This window comes from Salegentibacter sp. Hel_I_6, assembly GCF_000745315.1.
In the GTDB taxonomy this organism is placed as follows: domain Bacteria; phylum Bacteroidota; class Bacteroidia; order Flavobacteriales; family Flavobacteriaceae; genus Salegentibacter.
Window position 1 is genome coordinate 584,497 of the sequence record NZ_JQNQ01000001.1, and the last position, 24,128, is coordinate 608,624.

General features: G+C 37.0%; 18 protein-coding genes and 1 tRNA gene. 15 read left to right on the forward strand and 4 right to left on the reverse strand.

Going from position 1 to position 24,128, the window contains the following annotated elements:
* Positions 1–160: 160 nt before the first annotated feature.
* The 7 genes from FG27_RS02615 (at position 161) to FG27_RS02645 (ending at position 10,674) form a co-directional block, all read left to right on the forward strand.
* On the forward strand, positions 161–3,154 hold the full coding sequence (locus FG27_RS02615; protein WP_037315140.1) for an amidohydrolase family protein: 2,994 nt from the start codon (positions 161–163) through the stop codon (positions 3,152–3,154).
* 9 nt (positions 3,155–3,163) lie between these two features.
* Positions 3,164–4,471 (forward strand): amidohydrolase family protein, encoded by a 1,308-nt coding sequence (locus tag FG27_RS02620; protein WP_037315143.1) that lies wholly within the window; start codon positions 3,164–3,166, stop codon positions 4,469–4,471.
* Positions 4,472–4,574: 103 nt separating this feature from the next.
* Complete coding sequence (locus FG27_RS02625) at positions 4,575–5,369, forward strand: RNA methyltransferase (protein ID WP_037315145.1); 795 nt, start codon at positions 4,575–4,577, stop codon at positions 5,367–5,369.
* A 51-nt stretch (positions 5,370–5,420) separates the two neighbouring features.
* A complete protein-coding gene (locus FG27_RS02630; RefSeq protein WP_037315148.1) occupies positions 5,421–6,656 on the forward strand; it encodes a M48 family metallopeptidase in 1,236 nt (411 codons plus the stop codon).
* Positions 6,657–6,694: 38 nt separating this feature from the next.
* The gene (locus FG27_RS02635) at positions 6,695–8,905 is read left to right on the forward strand and encodes a bifunctional (p)ppGpp synthetase/guanosine-3',5'-bis(diphosphate) 3'-pyrophosphohydrolase (protein ID WP_037315151.1); all 2,211 of its coding nucleotides are present in this window, start codon (positions 6,695–6,697) and stop codon (positions 8,903–8,905) included.
* Positions 8,906–8,934: 29 nt separating this feature from the next.
* Positions 8,935–9,390 (forward strand): Fur family transcriptional regulator, encoded by a 456-nt coding sequence (locus FG27_RS02640; protein ID WP_037315154.1) that lies wholly within the window; start codon positions 8,935–8,937, stop codon positions 9,388–9,390.
* Between the two features lie 12 nt (positions 9,391–9,402).
* The gene (locus FG27_RS02645; protein WP_037315157.1) at positions 9,403–10,674 is read left to right on the forward strand and encodes an adenylosuccinate synthase; all 1,272 of its coding nucleotides are present in this window, start codon (positions 9,403–9,405) and stop codon (positions 10,672–10,674) included.
* Positions 10,675–10,785: 111 nt separating this feature from the next.
* On the opposite strand, the gene FG27_RS02650 is transcribed toward FG27_RS02645, so the two are convergent.
* Both FG27_RS02650 and FG27_RS02655 read right to left on the reverse strand, forming a co-directional pair.
* Entirely contained in the window at positions 10,786–11,616 is an 831-nt protein-coding gene (locus FG27_RS02650) for a ferritin-like domain-containing protein (protein WP_037315160.1), read from the reverse strand.
* Positions 11,617–11,647: 31 nt separating this feature from the next.
* Entirely contained in the window at positions 11,648–12,409 is a 762-nt protein-coding gene (locus tag FG27_RS02655; RefSeq protein WP_037315163.1) for a ferritin-like domain-containing protein, read from the reverse strand.
* Positions 12,410–12,665: 256 nt separating this feature from the next.
* Here FG27_RS02655 and FG27_RS02660 point away from each other — a divergent pair, with 256 nt between their 5' ends.
* The 8 genes from FG27_RS02660 to FG27_RS02695 all read left to right on the forward strand — a co-directional run bounded on the left by FG27_RS02660 (position 12,666) and on the right by FG27_RS02695 (position 23,054).
* Positions 12,666–14,555 (forward strand): OstA-like protein, encoded by a 1,890-nt coding sequence (locus tag FG27_RS02660; protein ID WP_081912577.1) that lies wholly within the window; start codon positions 12,666–12,668, stop codon positions 14,553–14,555.
* Positions 14,548–15,747 (forward strand): aspartate aminotransferase family protein, encoded by a 1,200-nt coding sequence (locus FG27_RS02665; protein WP_037315166.1) that lies wholly within the window; start codon positions 14,548–14,550, stop codon positions 15,745–15,747. Before FG27_RS02660 ends, FG27_RS02665 begins: the two co-directional genes overlap by 8 nt.
* A 181-nt stretch (positions 15,748–15,928) precedes the next feature.
* Positions 15,929–17,326: a tetratricopeptide repeat protein gene (locus tag FG27_RS02670; RefSeq protein ID WP_037315169.1), complete on the forward strand. Its 1,398-nt coding sequence runs from the start codon at positions 15,929–15,931 to the stop codon at positions 17,324–17,326.
* 40 nt (positions 17,327–17,366) lie between these two features.
* Positions 17,367–18,305, forward strand: a complete 939-nt coding sequence (locus FG27_RS02675; RefSeq protein ID WP_037315172.1) for a DUF368 domain-containing protein — start codon at positions 17,367–17,369, stop codon at positions 18,303–18,305.
* Positions 18,292–19,317 carry a DUF368 domain-containing protein gene (locus tag FG27_RS02680; protein WP_037315175.1) on the forward strand — a complete coding sequence of 342 codons (1,026 nt, stop codon included), beginning with the start codon at positions 18,292–18,294 and terminating at the stop codon, positions 19,315–19,317. Before FG27_RS02675 ends, FG27_RS02680 begins: the two co-directional genes overlap by 14 nt.
* On the forward strand, positions 19,314–20,042 hold the full coding sequence (locus FG27_RS02685) for a shikimate dehydrogenase (protein WP_037315178.1): 729 nt from the start codon (positions 19,314–19,316) through the stop codon (positions 20,040–20,042). The genes FG27_RS02680 and FG27_RS02685 overlap by 4 nt, the downstream gene beginning before the upstream one ends.
* Before the next feature lie 112 nt (positions 20,043–20,154).
* Positions 20,155–22,416 (forward strand): DUF349 domain-containing protein, encoded by a 2,262-nt coding sequence (locus tag FG27_RS02690; protein WP_037315181.1) that lies wholly within the window; start codon positions 20,155–20,157, stop codon positions 22,414–22,416.
* 11 nt (positions 22,417–22,427) lie between these two features.
* Positions 22,428–23,054: a class I SAM-dependent methyltransferase gene (locus FG27_RS02695; RefSeq protein ID WP_037315184.1), complete on the forward strand. Its 627-nt coding sequence runs from the start codon at positions 22,428–22,430 to the stop codon at positions 23,052–23,054.
* A 2-nt stretch (positions 23,055–23,056) separates the two neighbouring features.
* Here the strand turns inward: FG27_RS02695 and mazG are convergent, their stop codons facing one another.
* Positions 23,057–23,830, reverse strand: coding sequence for a nucleoside triphosphate pyrophosphohydrolase (gene mazG / locus FG27_RS02700; protein WP_037315187.1), 774 nt, complete (start codon positions 23,828–23,830; stop codon positions 23,057–23,059).
* Between the two features lie 188 nt (positions 23,831–24,018).
* Positions 24,019–24,094 (reverse strand) — tRNA-His (locus tag FG27_RS02705).
* Positions 24,095–24,128 lie beyond the last annotated feature (34 nt).

Here is a 24,128-nt window from a genome sequence, read left to right on the forward strand (position 1 = left end):
CGCACCTAAATAAAATTTCATTTAGCGATCAAAGCAATTTCAGTTTTGTTATAATTTTCTTAATTTACAGCCCTTAGGTAAACCTTGGGGCAAACTCACGAGGAAGAATATTTTAAGTATCGATTATCGAGTAAAACCACAATTAATTCAACTAAATTTTATGAAAGTAAGACTTTTACTATGTCTGGTATTTCTGGTCGGTTTGCAAACCAAAGCGCAGGAATACTTCCCAAAAAACGACGGGGTAAAGAACCCCCAAAGCAATTACACTGTTTTTAAGAACGCAAAAATTCACGTAAGTCCGCTGGAAACTATAGAAAACGGAATGTTTGTAGTGCAAAATGGCAAAATCACTGCCATCGGGATATCGGTGAGCGAGCCTGCAAATAGCGTGGTTATAAATTTAGAAGGCAAAGAAGTGTATCCTTCCTTTATTGACCTTTACAGTAGTTTTGGAGTAAAAGAACCCGAAGAAGCCAAAGCTGGCAACGGGCAACCACAATATGATGCCAACCGTGAAGGTTATTACTGGAATGACCACATTAGGCCGGAAACAGATGCAGTAAAGACTTTTAAATATGATGAAAAAACCGCTTCTTCTTTACATAAAGCAGGATTTGGCGTGGTTAATACACACATTCCCGACGGGATTATTCGTGGTACAGGAATGCTGGTAGCTTTGAATCCCGAGGGTACTGAAGGCGATAGAATACTTAAAGATCGCTCGGCACAATACCTTTCCTTTGATAAAAGCAAGCAATCAAGACAATCTTACCCAACCTCAACTATGGGTGCTATGGCCTTAATTCGCCAGGCTTACTTAGATGCCGAATGGTACGGAAAAGGCAAAGCTGAAACCAAAGATTTAGCCCTTGAAGCTTTAAACCGAAATAAAAATCTTACTCAAATATTTGCTACAGATAACTTACTGGATGCACTTAGAGCAGGAAAAATAGGAAACGAATTCAACATAAATTATGTAATCCTGGGTACCGGTAAAGAATATGAGAGCTTAAAAGAAATAAAAGAAACCGGAAGCACTTTTATCGTTCCGCTTAATTTCCCCGATGCTTATGATGTAGAAAATCCTTTTATGGCTGAAAAACTTAGTTTAGCTGAAATGAAGGCATGGAATCAGGCGCCAGCGAATTTAAAAATGCTGGCCGAAAATGATATTCCTTTTACCTTAACTACACACGATCTTGATGCTGAAAAAGATTTCAGAAATAATCTTCTAAAAGCGGTTTCTTACGGCTTAAGTAAAGAAGATGCACTTGCCGCATTAACCACTACTCCAGCTAAAATTCTTGGAGAAGAAAACAGGCTGGGAACTTTAAAAGAAGGCGCCTGGGCAAATTTCATCATAACTTCAGGGGATTACTTTGATAAGGAAAGCAGCGTTTATGAAAACTGGATTCAGGGAGAAAGAGCGGTGATCAATAAAATGAATACTACTGATATCACCGGAACCTACGATCTCAATTTACAAGGCGAAACTTACGAATTAAAAATCTCTGGAAAACCGGAAGCCCCAAAGGCGAGCGTAAAATCTGGAGACACGAAACTTGGAGCGAAACTTAGTTTTGCTGATAACTGGATGAATTTATTACTTTCTCCAGCAGATACCACAGCAACCGGATTTACAAGATTAGTCGCTAAAACCGAAGCGAGATCTGATAAAATTTCAGGAACGGCTTATTTAAATGATGGGTCGGAAAGTAATTTCAGCGCGACTAAGAAAACATCAACTGAAACTGCTGAGGCAGATGAAGAGGAAGAAGAAAATGGAGAGGAAAAGGAAGAAGATATGCGCGAGGTTATGCCGGTAAGTTTTCCGAATAAAGCTTACGGATTCTCAGAAATGCCCAAAGAAGAAACCATCTTATTTCAAAATGCCACAGTTTGGACCAATGAAGAAGAAGGAATTATAGAAAATACCGATGTTTTGGTGAAAAACGGAAAAATTTCCAGAATTGGGGAAAACCTTAATGCGGGAAATGCAAGGGTGATTGATGCCACCGGAAAACACCTTACTTCAGGGATTATAGACGAGCACTCTCATATTGCCGCTTCAGCAATTAATGAAGCCGGGCACAATTCTACCGCCGAGGTAACTATGGAAGACGTGGTAGATCCTACAGATATGAACATTTATCGAAACCTTGCTGGCGGGGTAACTACCGTTCAGCTACTACACGGTTCGGCAAATCCTATTGGGGGTCGTTCTGCAATTTTAAGGTTAAAATGGGGGGAGAATGCTGAAGATATGATCTTTGAAAATTCTCCTAAATTTATAAAATTTGCGTTAGGAGAAAACGTAAAACAGTCTAACTGGGGAAGCCGTTCCAGGTTTCCACAAACCAGGATGGGTGTAGAACAGGTTTTCACCGATTATTTTACTCGCGCAAAAGAATATGAAGCACGAAAAAATAGCGATAAAGATTTTAGAAAAGATCTTGAAATGGAAACACTCGTTGAAATTTTAAATAGCGAACGTTATGTTTCGGCACACTCTTATATTCAGAGTGAAATTAATATGTTGATGAAAGTTGCTGAAAATTTTGATTTCAGAATTAATACATTCACGCATATTTTAGAAGGTTATAAAGTAGCCGATAAAATGAAAGAACACGGTGCCGGCGGTTCTACTTTTTCTGACTGGTGGGGCTATAAATATGAAGTGAATGATGCAATCCCATTTAACGCCCCTATTATGCACAGCCAGGGAATAGTTACTGCTATAAACAGTGACGACGCCGAAATGAGCAGAAGATTAAATCAGGAAGCTGCGAAATCTGTAAAATATGGCGGAGTTTCTGAAGAAGATGCCTGGAAATTTGTAACATTGAACCCGGCAAAATTATTGCACATAGATGATCGCGTTGGAAGTATAAAAACAGGAAAAGACGCCGATTTGGTGCTATGGTCAGATAACCCATTATCTATTTACGCCAAAGCTGAAAAGACAATTATTCAGGGAAAAGTATTTTTTGATATTGAAAGAGATAAAAAGCTTCGCGAAGAAATTAAGAAGCAAAGAAGTGAACTCGTAAACCAAATGCTGAAAGCCAAAAATAAAGGTTTAAAAACGCAACCGGTAACGAAGAAAGAAGAACAACATATCCATTGTAACACCCTGGAAGAAATTAAATAAAAAGAACAAATGAAGACGAAATATTTAGTAATACTTGCACTATTTACCTGTATAGGAAATTCTTTTGCACAACAAACCCCTGCTCCAGAACAATCTGAAGCCGTAACCATTGTGGGAGCTACAGCCCACTTAGGAAATGGAGAAACTATAGAAAACAGTTTAATCATTTTTGAAGATGGAAAAATAACCCAGGTGATGGATGCTACCGCTACAAAAATGCAGTATCGCGGTCGAATAATTGAAGCCGAAGGAAAACACGTTTATCCCGGATTTATCGCTCCAAATGCAACACTAGGTTTAGTTGAAGTTGATGCTGTACGTGCTACCGACGATGAAGATGAAATTGGCTCAATGCTACCACACATTAGAAGTTTAATCGCTTATAATGCAGAGAGTAAACTGGTAGAAAGTATGCGCCCTAACGGAGTTTTAATGGGACAAATTACGCCTCGTGGAGGCAGAATTTCAGGAACTTCTTCAATTGTTCAATTTGACGCCTGGAACTGGGAAGATGCCGTTATTAAAGAAAATGATGGTTTGCATATTAACTGGCCAAGCAGTTTTACCCGAGGCCGTTGGTGGGCCGGTGAAGATCCCGGGCTTAAACCAAGCGAAGATTATCAGGCCGATCTTTTAGAACTCGAAGAGTTTTTCAATTCAGCTAAAGCATATTTAGAAGGTGATGATGAAAAAACGAATTTGGCTTATGAGGCGATGAAAGAAGTTTTTACCGGCAACAAGCGCGTTTTTGTGCACGTAGATGGTAAGAAAGAAATATTAGACGTTATAGATTTTAAAAAAGATCAGGATTTAGAAACCCTGGTTATTGTTGGTGGTTATGAAGCTCATAAAGCCATAGAAGATTTAAAAGATAATAATATTTCGGTTCTGGTTCAGCGCCCACATGACAGGCCGGAAAATGAAGATGACGACTATGATTTCCCTTACAAGTTAGCGGGAATCTTACATAACAAAGGTGTTTTGGTTGCTTTAGAAAGTAGTGGTAGTATGGAACGTATGAATACCAGGAATCTTCCTTTTTATGCGGGAACTGCCGGTGCTTATGGACTAGGGAAAGAAGAAGCTTTAAAATTAATTACTTCTAACACCGCAAAAATCCTTGGTATAGATGATATGGTTGGAACTTTAGAAAAAGGAAAAACCGCCACTCTATTTATTAGCGAAGGTGACGCATTAGATATGCGAGGCAATATTTTAACCCACGCTTTTATTCAGGGGCGGGAAATTAGTTTAGAATCGCATCAAACAGAACTTTACAAACGTTATCAGGATAAATACGATAGCGCAAGTAAGTAGAGAATTATTTAAAATTTTTAAAGAGGTTAACAAATTTATCCGTGAGGTATTTTTGTTAACCTCTTTTCTTTGCAATAGCTTTAAACTCCCTATTTTTACACCTATGGTTAAGCAAATTAGCAGCACACAAAACAAGGAAGTAAAACACCTGCTTCAACTTCAGGAAAAATCCAGGCTTAGACGAAAAGAAGCTGTGTTTTTAGTAGAAGGCCAGCGGGAAATTCAGCTTGCTTTAAAAGGAGGTTTTAAACTGAAAGCCATTTATTTCTGCCCCGATTTAATAAGCTTAAAAGAATTGAATACTTTAATTTCTGAAGAGGTGGAATACACTGAAATCTCTTCGGAAGTTTATGAAAAATTAGCTTACAGAAGCAGTACCGAAGGGGCTTTAGCTGTTTTTGAAACCAAAAGCAGCAAGCTGGAAGATATAAAATTCTCTACTGAAAACCCTTTAATTCTTATCGCTGAAGCTCCCGAAAAACCGGGGAATATAGGTGCGATTTTAAGAACTGCCGATGCCGCAAAAGCTGATGCCGTTTTTATCGCAAATCCCAAAACCGATCTCTACAACCCAAATATCATCCGTTCCAGCGTTGGTTGCGTGTTTACCAATCAAATCGCCACGGGAAGTACTTCAGAAATTATTGATTTTTTAAAGAAAAATAATATTTCAATTTATGCTGCTGCTTTGCAGGCTTCAAAACCATATCACGAAATAGATTTTACTAAATCTGCGGCAATAGTTGTTGGCACTGAAGCAACCGGATTAAGTAAAGAATGGCGTGAAAATTCAACCCAAAATATAATTATTCCTATGAGTGGTGAAATTGATTCTATGAATGTTTCAGTTGCAGCGGGAATCCTTATTTTTGAAGCCAAAAGACAGCGCGGTTTTTAACGAAAAAATCCAAAAATCTTAAGTATAATTCAGCATTAAAAATAAAAGCCTTTGAATCCCGAAAGCCTATTCTATATAATCATTGCCATTATAGTTATCGATTTTATTATCGATAAAATTCTGGATACTTTAAATGCGAAACATTTTGATGATCCGGTTCCGCAGGAACTCAGTGATGTTTACGATAAAGAGGAATACGAAAAGTCCCAGCGCTATAAAAAAGAACGTTACCGGTTTGGGATTCTTACTTCTACTTTCTCAGTATTACTCACTTTAGGTTTTATTGTTTTTGACGGATTCGCCTGGGTAGATGATATTGCCAGACATTTTACAGATAACGCAATTTTGGTCGCTCTAATTTTCTTCGGAATAATTATGATTGGCAGCGATATTCTCACCACGCCTTTTTCCTGGCACAGCACTTTTGTGATCGAAGAAAAATACGGTTTTAATAAAACCACGAAAAAAACATTCTTTCTTGATAAAATAAAAGGCTGGCTAATGATGGCTATCCTTGGCGGAGGAATCCTCGCACTTATCGTTTGGTTTTATCAGTTTGCCGGAAATGATTTCTGGTGGTATGCATGGATTCTGGTAGCTGTTTTTTCTATATTTCTCAATATGTTTTATGCGAAACTTATCGTCCCGTTATTCAATAAACAAAGTCCGTTGGAAGAAGGTTCGCTACGCACAAAAATTGAAACCTATGCTAAAAGCGTAGGCTTTACCTTGGATAATATTTTTATTATAGATGGTTCTAAAAGAAGTACCAAAGCCAATGCCTATTTTTCAGGATTTGGAAAAGAAAAACGTATCACCCTTTTTGATACTTTGGTAAAAGACCTTGAGGAAGAGGAAATTGTAGCGGTATTGGCTCACGAAGTTGGTCATTATAAAAAGAATCATATCATCGTGAATTTGGCCGCTTCCATTTTAACCACAGGTTTTACTTTGTGGCTGCTTTCTTTATTTGTAGGAAGCCCGGCCCTTTCGCAAGCCCTGGGAGTAGAAGCGCCTAGTTTTCATATTGGCTTAATTGCTTTTGGGATTTTATACAGTCCTATTTCAGAAATTACAGGCTTATTAATGAACTTTTTATCGCGAAAATTTGAATACCAGGCAGATAATTATGCTAAAAATACCTACGGAGCCGCACCCTTAATTTCAAGTTTAAAAAAACTCACAAAAAATAGTTTAAGTAATCTCACACCGCATAAAGCTTATGTCTTTATGTACTATTCTCACCCCACACTTTTACAAAGGTTTCGTAACTTAAAGCAAGATTAGTAGTTGTTTCTTTATAATCTTAATTGTACTTTTAATTTATGACAGAAGCAGCTATAGAAAAAGAAAACAAGCAAATTGCAAGGCAATATAAAGAATTGCTGCGCATAAGTTATCGTAGTCTTAGTGACGAGGATAAAAAGCAAATTAGGAAAGCTTTTGACACTTCTGTAGAAGCACATAAAGACCAACGTAGAAAGTCTGGTGAAGCTTATATTTTTCACCCAATTGCGGTGGCAAAAATTGTGGCTTCAGAAATTGGCCTTGATGCTACTTCAATTATCGCAGCGCTTTTGCACGATGTTGTAGAAGACACCATGTATACGCTTGAGGATATTGAGAAAATGTTTGGAAAGACCGTGGCGACCATCGTAGACGGACTTACAAAAATATCCAGTTTAAAAAAAGATAAGGATGTTTCGCTGCAGGCCGAGAATTTCCGGAAAATGCTTCTTACTTTAAATGATGATATTCGGGTAATTATTATAAAAATTGCTGATAGGTTGCATAACATGCAAACTATGGATGCAATGCGTCGCGACAAACAGGAAAAGATCGCTTCAGAAACGCTTTATATTTACGCACCTCTTGCGCATAGAATTGGCCTTTACAACATTAAGACCGAACTGGAAGATCTAGGTTTAAAATATACTGAACCCGAGGTTTATACTGAAATTCATACCAAAATAAAAGAAAGCAAAGAGGAACAGGATGCTTATATTAGAGAATTCTCAAAGGTTATTGAAGATTCCCTGAATCGGGAAGATTTTAAATATAATATTAAGGGAAGGCCAAAATCTATCTATTCCATACATCGTAAAATGAAAGCTCAGAATGTGAGTTTTGACGAGGTTTACGATAAATTTGCTATTCGAATTATTTATAACAGTGACCAGGCTAATGAAAAATTTCTGGCCTGGAAAATATATTCTATAGTTACAGATCACTTTAGGCCCAACCCTACCCGACTTAGAGATTGGATTTCTTCACCCAAATCTACAGGTTACGAAGCATTACATATTACGGTGATGGGTCCCAAAGGCCGTTGGGTAGAGGTTCAGATTAGAAGTCAGCGGATGAATGAAATCGCCGAAAAAGGTTATGCAGCGCATTATAAATATAAACAAGGTGACGCTCAGGAAGATCACGGTATAGAAGAATGGCTAAACAGGCTTCAGGAAGCGCTGGAAAATCCCGATGTGAATGCTGTAGATTTTGTAGAGCAATTTAAGCTCAATCTATATTCAAAAGAGATCTTTATTTTCACTCCTCAGGGGGATTTAAAATCTTTACCAAAAGGCTCAACTCCTTTAGATTTTGCATTTAGTATACATACCGAAATAGGTTTAAAGACCAGAGGTGCCCGTGTTAATAACAAGCTTGTACCCTTAAGCCACGAGTTAAAGAGCGGAGACCAGGTAGAAATTATCACTTCAGAAAACGCTAAACCTAACGTAAACTGGCTGGATTATGCCACTACCGCACGAGCGCGAGCTAAGATAAAATCTTCTTTAAAAGACGAAAAAAGAGAAATTGCCGAGGAAGGAAAAGCGATTCTTACCCGTAAATTACGCGCCCAGAAGATCACTTTCAATGAAAAAGTAATTAATGAACTTGTGGTTCATTTCAACCTAAAAACCAGTCTGGATTTATTCTACCGGGTAGGAATTGGGAAAATTGATAACCAAAAACTCAAGGAGTTTGCTTCTTCAAGAAGTAATGCGCTGGTAAGTTATATTAAACGAAAAATTACCAGGCCGGTTATTGCCGAAGATCTTAATAAAGATGAAATCACTTCTAAATACGATCAGCTTGTTTTTGGAAGGGAAGAAGATGAAACTTTAGAATATAAACTGGCAAATTGCTGTAACCCTATTCCCGGCGACCAGGTATTTGGTTTTGTAACGGTAAACGATGGGATTAAGGTGCACAAGAAAAACTGTCCCAACGCCCTTCAGCTTCAAAGTAATTATGCTTATAGAATTATCCCGGCAAAATGGATAGATTCTTCTCAGCAAGATTTCAAAGCCGTAGTAAAATTAACCGGAATAGACAATTTAGGACTGGTGAGTGAAGTTACAAAAGAGATTTCCAGCAACCTTAACGTTAACATGCAAAAAATTAGTTTTGAAAGTGTAGATGGCGTGTTTAGCGGACAGATCACCCTTAGGGTTAAGAACAATGCGATCCTCACTAAAATCATTAATCGACTCAAAAAAATTAACGGCATCGATAAGGTTAGCCGTGAATAATCACATACCTTTGTAAGGTACAAAGAACTATGAGCAAAAAAGTTGTAAATAAGAACGATCAGGCAGTAGTTAAAAACGTTTTCACCAAGTATTTGGAAGAAAAAGGGCACCGAAAAACTCCTGAACGTTTTGCAATACTCCAGGAAATCTACAATAACGACGATCATTTTGATATAGAATCACTCTATATTAAAATGAAAAATAAGAAATACCGGGTAAGTCGTGCCACCCTCTATAACACTATAGAATTACTTTTAGAATGCGGTCTTGTTAGAAAGCACCAATTTGGGCAAAACCAGTCGCAATATGAAAAATCATATTTTGACAGGCAGCACGATCATGTTATTCTAACTGATACCGGGGAAGTTATAGAATTCTGTGATCCTCGTATTCAATCTATAAAAAAGACAATTGAAGAAGTGTTTGATATAGAAATTACCAAACATTCTTTATATTTTTACGGCAATAAAAAAACAACCAACTAACTTAAGATTTCAATGGCGGTAGATTTACTACTCGGTCTCCAATGGGGTGACGAAGGCAAAGGAAAAATTGTTGATGTACTTACCTCTAAATACAATATTATTGCGAGATTTCAGGGAGGACCAAACGCAGGACACACCCTCGAATTCGACGGGCAAAAACACGTACTTCACACTATTCCTTCCGGAATTTTTCATGATGACACCATTAACCTTGTAGGTAATGGTGTAGTGATAGATCCCGTGATCTTTAAAAAAGAACTGGACAACCTCAGCAAAAATAATGTAGATTACAAGTCTAAACTGCTTATTTCCAGGAAAGCACATTTAATTTTGCCTACTCACAGGCTTTTAGATGCGGCTTCTGAAGCGTCAAAAGGAAAAGCCAAAATTGGTTCTACGCTTAAAGGTATTGGGCCAACTTATATGGATAAAACTGGAAGAAACGGAATTCGTGTAGGTGATCTTGAATTAGACAACTGGAAAGAAAAATACAGAAACCTCGCCGATAAGCATGAGAAAATGATCAAATTCTACGATGTAGATGTTCAATATGATCTTGCCGATTTGGAAAAAGAATTCTTTGAAGCAGTAAAGACTTTAAAATCACTAACATTTATTGATAGCGAGAATTACTTACAGGAGGCCCAGAAAGACGGTAAAACAATTTTAGCTGAAGGTGCCCAGGGATCTTTACTCGATATAGATTTTGGAACATACCCTTTTGTAACTTCTTCTACCACTACAGCTGCTGGCGCCTGTACAGGGCTTGGCGTTGCTCCAAATAAAATAGGTGAAGCTTACGGAATCTTTAAAGCTTATACAACAAGAGTTGGAAGCGGCCCCTTCCCTACCGAGCTTTTTGATGAAGACGGTGAAACTATGGGTCGTGTTGGGAATGAATTTGGTGCTACTACCGGTCGTGCACGCAGATGCGGTTGGTTAGATTTAGTAGCCTTAAAGTATGCGGTTCAGGTGAATGGGATTACCCAATTAATTATGATGAAAGGTGATGTACTTAGCGGATTTAAAACGCTAAAAGTATGTACCGCTTATAATTATAAAGGAAAGGAAATCAGTCATTTACCATATAACATTGAACCGGAAAATGTAACCCCGGTTTATACGGAACTTAAAGGTTGGGCAGCAGATCTTACGGGAATGACCAAAGTAGATCAACTTCCTAAAGAATTTAATGATTATGTAGCTTTCCTGGAAAAAGAATTAGAAATACCAATTAAAGTTGTTTCTGTAGGTCCAGATAGAACTCAAACTATTGAGCGCTAAGGAATACTGACCTTTATAAAATCAAAAAGCCGTTTCAAATTGAAACGGCTTTTTTTATAACAAAATTCTATATAACAAAAACTTAGAATTGAGTTAGGTAGTTATCATTCCTTAGGAAACAATAAATAAGCTTGCAATTGCAACAGCTTCATCTCCAGTTAAAATTTCGTCAAAAGCTTCGGTTGCTGCATCGGTAGCATCTCCCGCAAGACCAGAGCTAATAGAACTAACATCTACTCCACCTTGCATAACATTTTCTTCACCGTTATATACTGCCTGCGTTGCTTCTGGCATATTTTCGCCACGCTCGTTTCTAACTATCCAACCTTTAATTCCTCGAATTCTTCTTATTTCAGAAGCGTGTCTTGCTTCAACCGAATGGATTCTAAGTGCAGGTTCTAAAAATGGAGTTCCCATTAAATTTGCTGCCTGTCCTTTATAGGCTCTTACACCGGTATCTTCAAAAGCCTGAGCCAAAGCAAGCATTTGTGCCATAGCATCCATTTGGCCAATTCCATTCTCATTAAATGGATCAAAAGCTCCTCCTGCCGTAAAATCGAATTCAGGAGAACTAACAGCATCATCACCAAGATTTTCAACTAAAAAATTAACGTGCTGATCTTCGTGTTTAAAAAGTTGCATAAAGGCTATCTCCTCACGGCTACCTCCTTCTAAAACTCCAGAATCTAAAGCACGTCTATAAAATGCGGCTTCAAGATATTCTAAGGTCAATGCCAGGTTTAATGAAGATACTGGACCACCATTATCCTGAAACATAGCTGCTGCATTGGCTTTAGATCCTGCTGCCATTCCAAAAGGAATTGCTGCCAGTGCGGCTTTCTTACCAAAAGAACTCAATGTTCCAAACATTTGGCGTCTGGAAGTTGATTTAGTTACTAGCTTTTCAGATGTAAATTCATCTAATAATTTTATAATACTCATAATGTTTTGTTTTAATAGTTAGTAAGTGGGTTTACGATCCTGTATTAGGTTCTGGTAACTGGTTTGCAGTGAATTCAGTTTCAATAAAAGGTCCTGCTCCTTCAAATACCTCGCTAGGATCTAACTGAATGTCCAATCCATTTCCATCGATAATATCGTCCCCGGCAAAATCTGCCGACATTGGATTTAACAAAGATCTTATTGCAGATGCGTGCCTTGCTTCTACTGAAACAATCTTACCGGCAATAGTTAAATATGTTGCATTTTGTAAACGATCACCTGCTCCATTATAAGCACCAACGCCCGTATCTTCCAGAGTCATTGCAGTTTGTAGAACAGAATCTCTACTGTTTAGATCTACAGAAGACAGGTTAAATTCTAGTTCAGGTAGCACCTGACTTTCATCTCCTTCTACGGCTTCTAAAATGGCAGCTCTCAAGAAATCTCTATGAATTACTTCGTGATTATATAAATCGTCAATAATTTGCTTTTCTTCTGCAGGAGCTCCAGAATAATATCCGCCTCCTCTAACTGCTTCATAAAATGCAGCTTCTAATTGCTCTAACGCAAGAGCGTAGTTAAGAATTCCTACATCCCCAGCTCCAAGATCAAAACTTCCATCGGGATTAGGTTCAGGCATAGGTTGAAAATCATCATCATTGCTACAGGCTAACAAAACTCCAGAGCCAGCAATCGCTAATCCACTCATTTTAATAAACCTTCTACGAGACTTTACATTTTTGTCTTTAGAAGTAGTATCCACCACTTCCATTTTTACAACTGGTTTTTTCATAATTTAATTTTTAGTTATTCAGTAAACATACGCAACGATGTAGGTGGCGGTTTTATAAAAGAAGTTAAAGTTTTCTAAAGAAAATTTCAAAACGATTGAATTCTAATAATATTAACATTATTTTCATTTTTTTTATGAAAAAAATATTTATTTATCATTATTTACGAGATTAAAATGAAAATATTTGAATAAGTGAGCTGTTGCTTTTAAAATCCTACTCCCCTAAATTTTAATTACTTTTGAAAAAATTTTCAGTTTGAAAAAAATCATTCTTTTTATAGTATTTGCTTTGTTTATTATTCCTGCTCTAACACAGGCACAAGGAGCAAAAAAAATTGATTATGATTCTGATAGGAACATCCAGGATGAGAAATATCCCGGTGCTTTTGTTTTAAGCAAAGTAGAAAAGCAGGTTTATTTTAATCATGAGGGAATTGAGGTTTGGTGTGACCTGGCAATTCACTATAATGACGAAAACTTTTTCAGGGCTTTCGGAAATGTAAAAATGAAGCAAGGTGATACCGTAAGCCTAAATAGTAATTACGCTGAATATAACGGAAACTCACAATTTGCATTTGCCAGTGGTGATGTGGTGATGAAGCGCCCCCAAACCACACTTGAAAGCGACAGCCTTTTCTTTGATAGAGTAAAACAAGAAGCTTACTACCGTAGCGGCGGCAAAGTAATTGATACCGGCGGAGTTATAACCAGTAATATTGGGCGCTATTTTATGGAAAAGGATAAATATTCCTTTGTTTCAGATGTAGTACTTACCAATCCCGAATATGTAATTAATTCTGAGCAACTTGATTTTTACGGCGAAACTGGCCACGCCTATCTCTATGGACCTTCAACTATAGAAAGTGAAACCAGTACCGTTTATTGCGAACGCGGATTCTATGATACCCGCGGCGACACCGGTTATTTTGTAAGAAATTCAAAAATAGATTATAACAATAGAACCGTTAAGGGCGATAGCTTGTTTTTTAACAGAAACACCAATTTTGCTTCCGCTACAAACAATATTGAAGTTATAGACACTATAAATAAAAGTGTGGTCACAGGACATTATGCTGAAGTTTTCAGGGAAAAAGACTCAGTTTTTATTACAAAAAGAGCAGTTGCTGCCAGCGTTCAGGATAATGATTCCTTATTTATTCACGGCGATACCATAATGATCACCGGCAAACCCGATAAACGAATAATCCGTGGGTTTTATGATGTTCGGCTTTATAAAAGCGATATGAGTGGCAAAAGTGACTCAATTCACGTTAACCAAGAAACAGGTTTAACCAAAATGATCAACCTTATTAGTGGGCCTGTTTCTTCGGTAGATAAAAAACGAAGTCCTGTTATATGGTCAGGACTTAGCCAAATGACGGGAGATACCATTCATTTACAAAGCAATAACAAAACAGAACAACTCGACTCAATGCGGGTTTTTAATAATGCATTTTTAATCCAGCAAGATACTATAGAAGGTTATAACCAGGTAAAAGGAATGGACCTGGTAGGATTATTTGAAGACAACGAACTTTACCAGGTAAATATCAATAAAAATACTGAAACGCTTTATTACACCAGGAACAGCGAGCAGGAACTCATAGGAATAAACAAAACCCTGTCCAGTTCTATTAAAATATTTTTCGAAAATCAGGAAATTGATATTATTGATTACCTTGATAATGTTGATGGGGATTTAACTCCAGAAGAAGATTTCCCTATTAATGTTCGGGAACTTATTGGATTTAATTGGCGTGGCGAGGAAAGGTTACTTTCTAAAGAAGATTTATTTAAAGGAAAACCGGCTCCCGAATTGGTTAAAATAGAAGGCATTCCATTACCCGAGGAAGAAGAAGATTTCTTTGATGAACGGGAAGAAGGAGATGAATTGTTGCTTAATGATAAATCCAGATTAAAACCTGAAGATTTAAAAAACAGGGCGAAAGATAGTATTCCTCAAATAAAAGAGACGCAACGCTTAATTGAATCTGAAGTTGAGGATAACAAAAAAGAAGCTGAAGAATTGCAAAAAATGGTGAGAGATAGTATCCCTAAATTAAAGGAAGCACAACCCTTTGAAAAAGCTGGAGATACACAGAAAGAAAATCAGGAGCAAGCTGAAGAAGATCAACCCGATGAATAAAGATTTTTTAAAATACCAGGCGCAAACTACTCCGCATCCCCTGGGTCTGGAGGTAGAATCGGCCAAAGGTTCCTATATTTTTACTACCGACGGGAAAAAACACCTGGATTTTGTAGCCGGGGTTTCGGCTTGCAGTTTAGGACATTGCCATCCTAAAGTAGTAAACGCGATAAAAGAGCAGGCTGAAAAATATCTGCACGTAATGGTCTATGGTGAATATTCGCAGCAACCGGCGGTTGAATTAACCAAATTATTGGCTCAATATTTCCCAAAACCTCTTGAAAAAACCTACCTCACCAATTCAGGCACCGAGGCTATTGAAGGCGCAATAAAACTTGCTCGTCGTTATACCGGTAGAGCTGAAATAATTGCCGCTCACCAAGCTTACCATGGAAATACTATGGGCTCGCTTAGTTTAATGGATTATGAAGAACGCCAAAAGCCTTTTAGACCTCTTCTAGGCGGAATCTCATTTATTACTTTTAACGAGGAAGAAGATCTACAAAAAATTACAGAAAAAACCGCGGGTGTAGTACTGGAAAGTATACAGGGAGGCGCTGGGTTTATACTTCCGAAGAATAATTATCTAAAAAAGGTAAAGGAGCGCTGTGAAGAAGTAGGCGCTTTATTGATATTAGATGAAATTCAGCCCGGCTTTGGAAGAACAGGCAAACTATTTGGATTTCAAAATTTTAATATGGTACCAGATATCGTTGCTTTGGGAAAAGGAATGGGCGGTGGAATGCCAATTGGTGCATTTTCTGCTTCAGCTAAAATGATGGATAGCCTTTCTGATAATCCAAAAATGGGTCATATTACTACTTTTGGGGGTAATCCTGTAATTGCTGCTTCGGCTTTAGCGACTTTAAGAGAAATTACCGAATCTGGGTTAATGACAGAAAGTCTAGAAAAAGAAAAACTCTTTAAGGAATTGTTGGTGCATCCACTTATTTCAGAAGTTCGAGGAATAGGCTTAATGCTCGTTATCATTGCGATATCAGAAGAAATAGCAAATCAATTAGTTTTAAAATGCAAGGAGAAGAACCTCATCCTTTTCTGGCTATTATTCGAAAAAAGAGCAGTTAGAATCACCCCACCACTTACCATTTCAGAGGAAGAAATAAAAGAAGGCTGTGGCATCATTATTGACGTATTGAATGAAATAATGAACCAACAGGAGACTGTTAATTAATTTGTTAACAACAATTTCGGTTTTAAGACTTTTCAGCCATATACCTTTATAATTTTAAGAAATACCTTAATAGAAGATTATAAGGCGAAAAGTTCTAAAGATCTAGCAATTTCGACATAGACGTTGAAATATTTTAAATCTCACTTTGTGAGTAATGTAGAAATCCCGTAATTACCTACGTATGCAATTAAGCCATAACGACGAAAACAATTTCTCACTTTCCCGATTCGAATCTATGCTTAAAACCAATGATGTTTTATTCTTTGATTCCGCAGAATTTGAGGACATTATTCATTATTATTTAGAAAACGGGAAATTTGCACTGGCAAAAAAAGCAGTTAAGTTGGGCCTTGCACAACACCCCGATTCTACAAATTTAAAACTCTTTAAAATTGAGATCCTGGTTTTTGAAGACAAACTTGATGTAGCTGAAGCTATGTTAACCGAGTTACAACAGCTGGAATCTTCTAATGAAGAAGTCTACATACAAAAAGCACAAATACTATCTAAAAGAGATTCTCACGCCAAAGCCATTCAGGTTTTGGAAATGGCACTGGATATTAGTCTGGATCCCGCAGAAATTTATTCCCTTATTGGAATGGAACATTTATTTCTGGAAGATTTCGAAAATGCGAAATTCAGCTTTATGAAATGTTTGGAAGCAGATGAAGAAGATTATTCTTCGCTTTACAACATTATGTATTGTTTTGATTTCCTTGATCAAAAGAAGGAGGCTATAGAGTACCTCAACCTGTATCTGGATAAAAACCCATATTGCGAGGTTGCCTGGCACCAGGTAGGAAAACAATATTTTGATCTAAAAGATTATGAAAAAGCACTATCAGCGTTCGATTTTGCCATTATTAGCGACGATTATTTTATAGGTGCTTATCTTGAAAAAGGAAAAGTACTGGAAAAATTAGGACGATATCACGAAGCCATAGAAAACTATCGATTAACCCTGGAATTAGATGATCCTACTTCTTTTGCTTATTTAAGAATTGGAAAGTGTTTTGAAAAATTAGGTTTAAACGAACTGGCTCTAAAGCATTATAAAGATTGTGTGCACGAAGATCCGCTTTTAGACAAAGGCTGGATTGCGATAACAGATTTTTATATCAAAAAGAAAAATTATCAGAAAGCACTCTATTATATCAATAAAGCGATTAATATAGACGAAGAAAATGTGCTTTATTGGAAGCGTTATGCAAAAATTAATAACCGCCTTAAGTTTTATGAAGAGGCTGAACGTGGCTATAAAAAAAGCCTTGATCTTGGTAACTACGAATTAGAAACCTGGGTTAGACGCTGTGATATTTTAATAGATCTTGGGGAATTTGAGACCGCTATTCAAAATTTAAATCAAGCGCTGGAATTTTACCCAGATACTGCCGAGATTGAGTTTCGACTTGCCGGACTTTATTTTAGTCATAATGAAGGAGAAAAAGCTTATTTTCACCTTAATAAAGGACTAAAGTTAGACGCCGAGTATTATATTGTAATCGAAGAATTATTTCCACAAATTTTTAACCGTAAAAGCGTAAAGCAAATTATAAATTCCTTTATAAACCTCTCTTAGTTATTTTATTAACTTTGAGCCGGAATTTTAATTTGTACACATGCAAAAAACCTTTAAAGACCATCTATCAATTACTTTAAAAGGGATGGCCATGGGCGCGGCAGATGTTGTTCCCGGAGTTTCCGGAGGAACTATTGCCTTTATCTCAGGAATTTATGAAGAGTTAATATCCACCATTAGCGGTGTAAACTTTTCATTAATTAGCACCTGGAAGGAAAAAGGTTTTAAAGCCATGTGGCATCAACTTAACGGGCCATTTATTTTAGCCCTTTTCACAGGAATTCTAATTAGTGTTTTTACATTAATGCGAGTTGCAAATTACTTACTAGAAAATCATCCTGTTTTAATCTGGTCTTTTTTCTTTGGACTTGTAGTTGCAAGTATATGGTATGTAGGTAAACAAATCCCCAAATGGAATTTAAAAATTATAATAGCACTAATTATTGGGGCCGGTGTAGCATTTTATATCGTTTCGCTTCCTCCTATGGCAGCAAACGACAGTAACTTATTCATATTTTTTTCTGGAGCTATCGCAATTTGTGCCATGATACTTCCCGGGATTTCAGGTGCTTTTATCTTAGTGCTTTTGGGAGCCTATAAACGAATAACAGAAGCTGCTCACGACTTTGATTTTCAAACTTTGGGAATATTTGCGGTGGGAGCTGTAATTGGTTTACTAAGTTTTTCTAAGATTTTAAAGTGGTTGTTTGTGCATTACAGCAGTATCACCCTGGCGGTACTTACCGGTTTTATTGCCGGGTCTTTAAATAAGATCTGGCCCTGGAAACATGTTCTTGAATCTGAAATGTATGGTGATAAAGAAGTTGTACTAGATGAAGCTTCAGTTTTACCCTGGAATTTCGATGGCGAACCCCAAACAATATATGCTATTCTTTTAATGCTCGCCGGATTTTTCTTAATATTAGGTCTGGAATTTTTCGCCTCAAAAAGTTCAAAAAACGTAGATGCAGCAAACTAGAACCTTTACAGATAAAGTGCTTTTAGTACTTAAAGGTTTAGCTATGGGAGCGGCTAATAAAGTTCCCGGTGTGTCTGGTGGTGTCGTGGCTTTCGTGGCTGGTTTTTATGAAGAATTTATCTACTCGTTACAAAAGGTAAATTACAAGGCTTTTAAACTGCTTATTAACGCACGTTTTAGAAGTCTATATCATTATACCAACGGAAAATTCCTCAGTTTACTTATCCTGGGAATGCTTATAAGTTATTTTAGTGTATCTAAGTTACTTGATTATTTAATTCTTCATTACGAACTCTACGTCTGGGCGGCCTTTTTTGGGATGATCGTAGGTTCTATTTATTACATCAGTAAAGATTTTGATGAATGGAGTAAACGCTCCCTTGTTTTCGTATTCCTTGGAATTATTGTCGGGGTGGCCATTAGCTTCCTGGAACCGGCAAAAGAAAATGATAATCTTTGGTTTGTATTCTTCTGCGGGATCATAGGTGTTTCAGGAATGACCCTGCCGGGGCTTTCTGGATCTTTTATCCTTATTCTATTAGGAAATTACGTATTGTTATTGGTAGACGCCGTAAATGCCTTGTACGATACCATGGCAGATTTAATGCTTTGGGATTTGAGTTTTTTGGAAGACCCCGGGCGAATTCGTTTACTTGAAGTATTACTTGTATTTGGAGCGGGATCCCTGGCAGGATTAGTTACGCTCTCCCATTTTCTTGGTTTTGTTCTTAAACATTACAAAAAAGATACTTTTGCCGCAATAATTGGCTTTATTACCGGTTCCCTTGGTGTAGTCTGGCCCTGGAAAGAAAAGATCTTTAAATTAGACACAAATGGCGAAATGATCCTGGACAGCCAGGGAAATGGCATTATAGATTATTACGACCGGTATTTTCCCAGCTTCTCTAGTGCAGAAACCTGGCTCGCAATTTTCTTTATCTTTGTTGGTATACTTATCGTGCTGGGACTCGCCTGGTATGAAAAGAAAAACCAAAAACCCATAAAGCAATGAAAACTTTTGGCCTTTTAGGAAAAAACATCAGCTACTCATTTTCCAAAACTTACTTCACTGAAAAATTTAAGAAAGAAAAGATAGAAGCCGAATATCATAATTTCGATCTAATAAACTTAAAGGAATTTCGGGATGTTATAAAGGAAACACCCAACCTGCAAGGCCTTAATGTTACAATTCCTTATAAACAGGAGATTATTTCTTATTTAGATGATTTGGCTCCTGAGGCAAAAGAAATTGGCGCTGTAAATACAATTAAAGTTAATGGTAATAGGCTTATTGGTTACAATACAGATTACATTGGATTCTTAGAATCTTTAAAACCATTTTTAAAACCACACCACAAAAAAGCTCTTATACTTGGAACAGGTGGCGCTTCAAAAGCAGTCGCATATAGTTTACAAAAACTGGATATAGTCTATAAATTTGTTTCAAGAACTGCAGGTGAAAACAAGTGGAGCTATGAAGATCTTTCAGAAGAAATTATTAATGACCATAGCATCATTATTAACACAACTCCCCTCGGAACCTTCCCTGATACCGAAAAATACCCGGATATTCCGTATAAATACTTAAATGAAGAACACCTTGTTTATGACCTCATTTACAATCCAAATATCACTAAATTAATGGCTATGGCGAAAAAACAGGGAGCAACGGTTACCAACGGTCTTAAAATGCTCGAACTTCAAGCTGAAAGTGCCTGGAAGATCTGGAATAAATAGCTTCTCAATCTTCTTTTAAAATCGTACAAAAAAAGGGATTTGTTTGCCCATTTTTAGCGTAGTTACTATCTTTCAGCCTAATTAATTTACTCGAACCTTAACATTGAAAGATATGTCTCAGCAAGAAAATGAAAAAAAGAAAGAAGATTTTTCCAACGAATCTAACAATACTCCTGAAAATACTCAGGATAAAAAAGAGTCGTTAGAAGAGAAGAATGGTGCTAATGCAGAGGAAAATTCATTTTCTCCAAAGTCTGAAACCGAAAAACCTTCAGAAGAGAAAGATCCTGTTATAGAACCGGCAGAGACTGCTTCAGAAATTACACCTGAAGAACACAGCCTGGAAGATGCTATGGTTGCTGAAGCCGGTGATAAAAAGAAAACTTCAGAAGAAAACAAAGCGAGCCAGGAGGATGATGACGAAGATGATGCCCTGCTTGAAGAAAGCAGAAAACAAACCCAGGAAGAAGAAAAAGTAGCTACGGAAACAAAGGCCAAAGCTAAAGTTGAAGAAAAAGCGGCTGAAGATGATTCCGATGATGATGAGGAAGAGAGTTCTGAAGAAAAAGGGCGTACTTCAAAGCACCATCAGGAACATATAGACGATACGGTTGCGGAAGACAGCGAAGATCAAACCAAGGCTGAGCGTCACGATATTCCGAAAAAAGATTACCACGCAATGAGCGAAGAGCAGTTGGTAGATGAATTTGAATCCCTGCTTAAAAAGGAAAAAGTACAGGCTATCAAAGATCACGTCATTGAAATTCGAGCTGAATTTAATGCTAAATTTAATGAAGAGGAAGAAGAGAAAAAAGAAGAGTTTTTAGCAGATGGTGGAAATATAATAGACTTTCATTACTCTACTCCACTTAAAAAACGATTCAATTCTCTTTATTTTGATTATCGTGAAAAACGTAATAATTACTATAAGCAACTAAAACAAGACCTAAATAAAAACCTGGCCAAACGCCTGGAAATTATAGAGGAATTAAAAGGTCTAATTGATGTTGAAGAAAACATAAACACCACCTACAAGCATTTTAAAGAGCTTCAGGATCGCTGGCGTGTTGCAGGACCAATCCCACGCGAGAAATACAATGATGTGTGGAATACCTATCATCATCATGTAGAGAATTTTTACGATTTTCTGCATTTGAATCGCGAATTCCGCGATCTGGATTTCAAACATAATCTTGACCAAAAATTAAAAGTAATTGACCGCGCTGAAGAATTGGCACAGGAAGGTGATATAAACCGTGCTTTTAGGGAGTTACAAATGCTCCACAAAATGTGGAAAGAAGAGCTTGGCCCGGTTGCAAAGGAATTTCGTGATGATATTTGGGACCGTTTTAGCACTGCCACCAAACAAATTCACGATAAACGCCAGGAGTACTTCAATACAATGGATGAGCGTTATGAAGAAAACTGGAAAGCCAAACAGGTTATTATCGAGAAAATTAAATTAATTGCTGATGAAGAATATAAGAGTCATAATAAATGGCAGCAAAAAATTAAAGATATTGAAGCTCTAAGAGAAGAATTTTTTAATGCCGGGAAAGTACCTCGCAGCAAAAATGAAGAAACCTGGACCGATTTTAAACAAAACGTTCGCAAATTTAACCGAAACAAAAACGCTTTCTATAAAAACCTGAAAAAGGAGCAATACGATAATCTTGAGAAAAAGAAGGAATTAATTCAAATTGCCGAGGATAATAAAGACAGTGATGACTTCAAGTCAGTAACGCCTTTAATGAAGAAGATACAAGCCGACTGGAAGAAGATTGGCCATGTTCCAAGAAAAGACAGCGATAAGGTTTGGAAACAGTTTAAAGCAGCTTGCAATCATTATTTTGAACGTATGCACGAAAACCGTGATGACGAAAATAAAGAAGAATTTGAAGCTTTTGACAAGAAGAAAGAATTACTGGAACAGGTGAAATCTGTAGAACTTAGCGGAGATAAAAAAGAAGATTTACCAAAAATCAAACAATTTATTGAAGATTGGAAGAATTTAGGTCGTGTACCTCATAATAAACGTTTTATAGAAGGAAAATTCAATAAGGCTTTAGATCAACTTTTCAATAAGCTGGATGTAGATCACACCAAAGCAGAAATGCTGAAATACGAAAATAAAGTTCAGGCCTTAAATGATGCTGATGACGATAAAAAACTTCGTAACGAACATTATTTCTTAACCAAGAAAGTAGAAGAAACAAAAGCTGAAATTAGACAGCTGGAAAACAATCTACAATTTTTCTCTAATGTAGATGAAGATAATCCTTTAGTACAGGATGTACATAAAAATATAGCCGATCAAAAAGAACAACTTGAAGTTTGGAAAGAAAAGCTGCGTAAAATCAAGTCGCTTTACTAAATTAAGCGGCTATGAAGTGCATTCTTTGCGAAGGCTCTACTAAAGATTTTTGGAAAAGTAAAAAAAGAAAATATGTTGAATGCATCCATTGCGGGTGCATTCAACTTTTAAAGGAATTCTATATTTCCAAAAAAGCAGAAGAGGCACGATACCTGGCGCATAATAACGATATTGAAAATCCCGGATACCAGAATTTTGTTAAGCCGATAACTTCACGGGTTTTAAAAGATTTTTCTACAGCAAAAAAAGGTTTGGATTATGGTTGTGGCACTGGCCCTGTTGCTTCTACCCTATTAGAAAAAGAAGGATATTCCATAGCCCTTTACGATCCCTATTTTTATCCCGATGCAGCAGTACTAAATACCGAATACGATTATATTATTTGCTGCGAAGTAATGGAACATTTCTATGAACCAAAACGAGAATTCAGGGAATTAGCTGCACGATTAAATCCCGGCGGAAAACTCTACTGCAAAACTCAACTTTATTCTGAAGATATTAATTTTGATAGTTGGTACTATAAAAACGATCGTACCCACGTTATTTTCTATACCAAAAAAAGTTTAGAATGGATAAAGGATAATCTAGGATTCTCAGGGTTAGAAATTCATCCAGACCTTATTGTTTTTAGTAAGTAATTTTACAACAACTTAGCCTCATTCCAAAAAACATCCATTTCAGCTAAAGTCATATCCTTTAAAGCTTTATTCTGCTCTTTTGCTTTACTTTCTAGATACTGAAAACGTGTAATAAATTTCTTATTAGTGCGTTCTAAAGCGTTTTCCGGGTTTATATCGAGAAAACGGGCATAATTGATCATAGAGAAAAGTACATCGCCAAATTCGGCTTCTATTTTATCTTTATTCTCGGTATTTATTTCGTGCTGTAATTCTCCTAATTCTTCCTGCAACTTTTCGAAAACCTGTTGAGGTTTTTCCCAATCAAACCCAACTCCTGCCACCTTCTCCTGAATTCTACTTGCTTTCACCACTGCCGGCAAAGTACGCGGCACGCCTTCCAAAACACTCTTCTTACCTTCTTTTAATTTAAGGTTTTCCCAGTTTCTTTTTACTTCTTCTTCATCGGCAGCTTCAACATCGCCATAAATATGTGGGTGGCGATCTATTAACTTATCACAAATTCCGTTAGCCACATCTGCGATATCAAAATCCTTAGTTTCACTACCTATCTTTGCATAAAAAACAAGATGCAATAACAGATCTCCCAATTCCTTTCGCACCTCTTCCAAATCATTATCTAAGATCGCATCTCCAAGTTCGTAAGTTTCTTCTATGGTAAGATGACGAAGTGATTCCATGGTTTGTTTACGATCCCAGGGACATTGCTCCCTAAGCTCATCCATTATAGTCAGTAAACGATCGAATGCTTCTAGTTGTTCTTTCCTGGAGTTCATAATGAAAATTTTGAATGGCAAAAATAAGGATTGCTTTTAGGCTTTTTGAAACTTCCGGAAAGAAATAATTGATGAGTGTGTGAAGCTAGAAGCAGAAACCAGTTCAGCATGACATCTATTTTTAATATTTCACTTTCCTAAAATTACCCCATAAAAAAAGCCTTCAGTAAACTGAAGGCTTGAATAAAGGGTGGAAGACCGGGTTCGAACCGGCGACCTCCTGAACCACAATCAGGCACTCTAACCAGCTGAGCTACAACCACCATTTTAATTGCGGTTGCAAATGTAGCTTAATTTC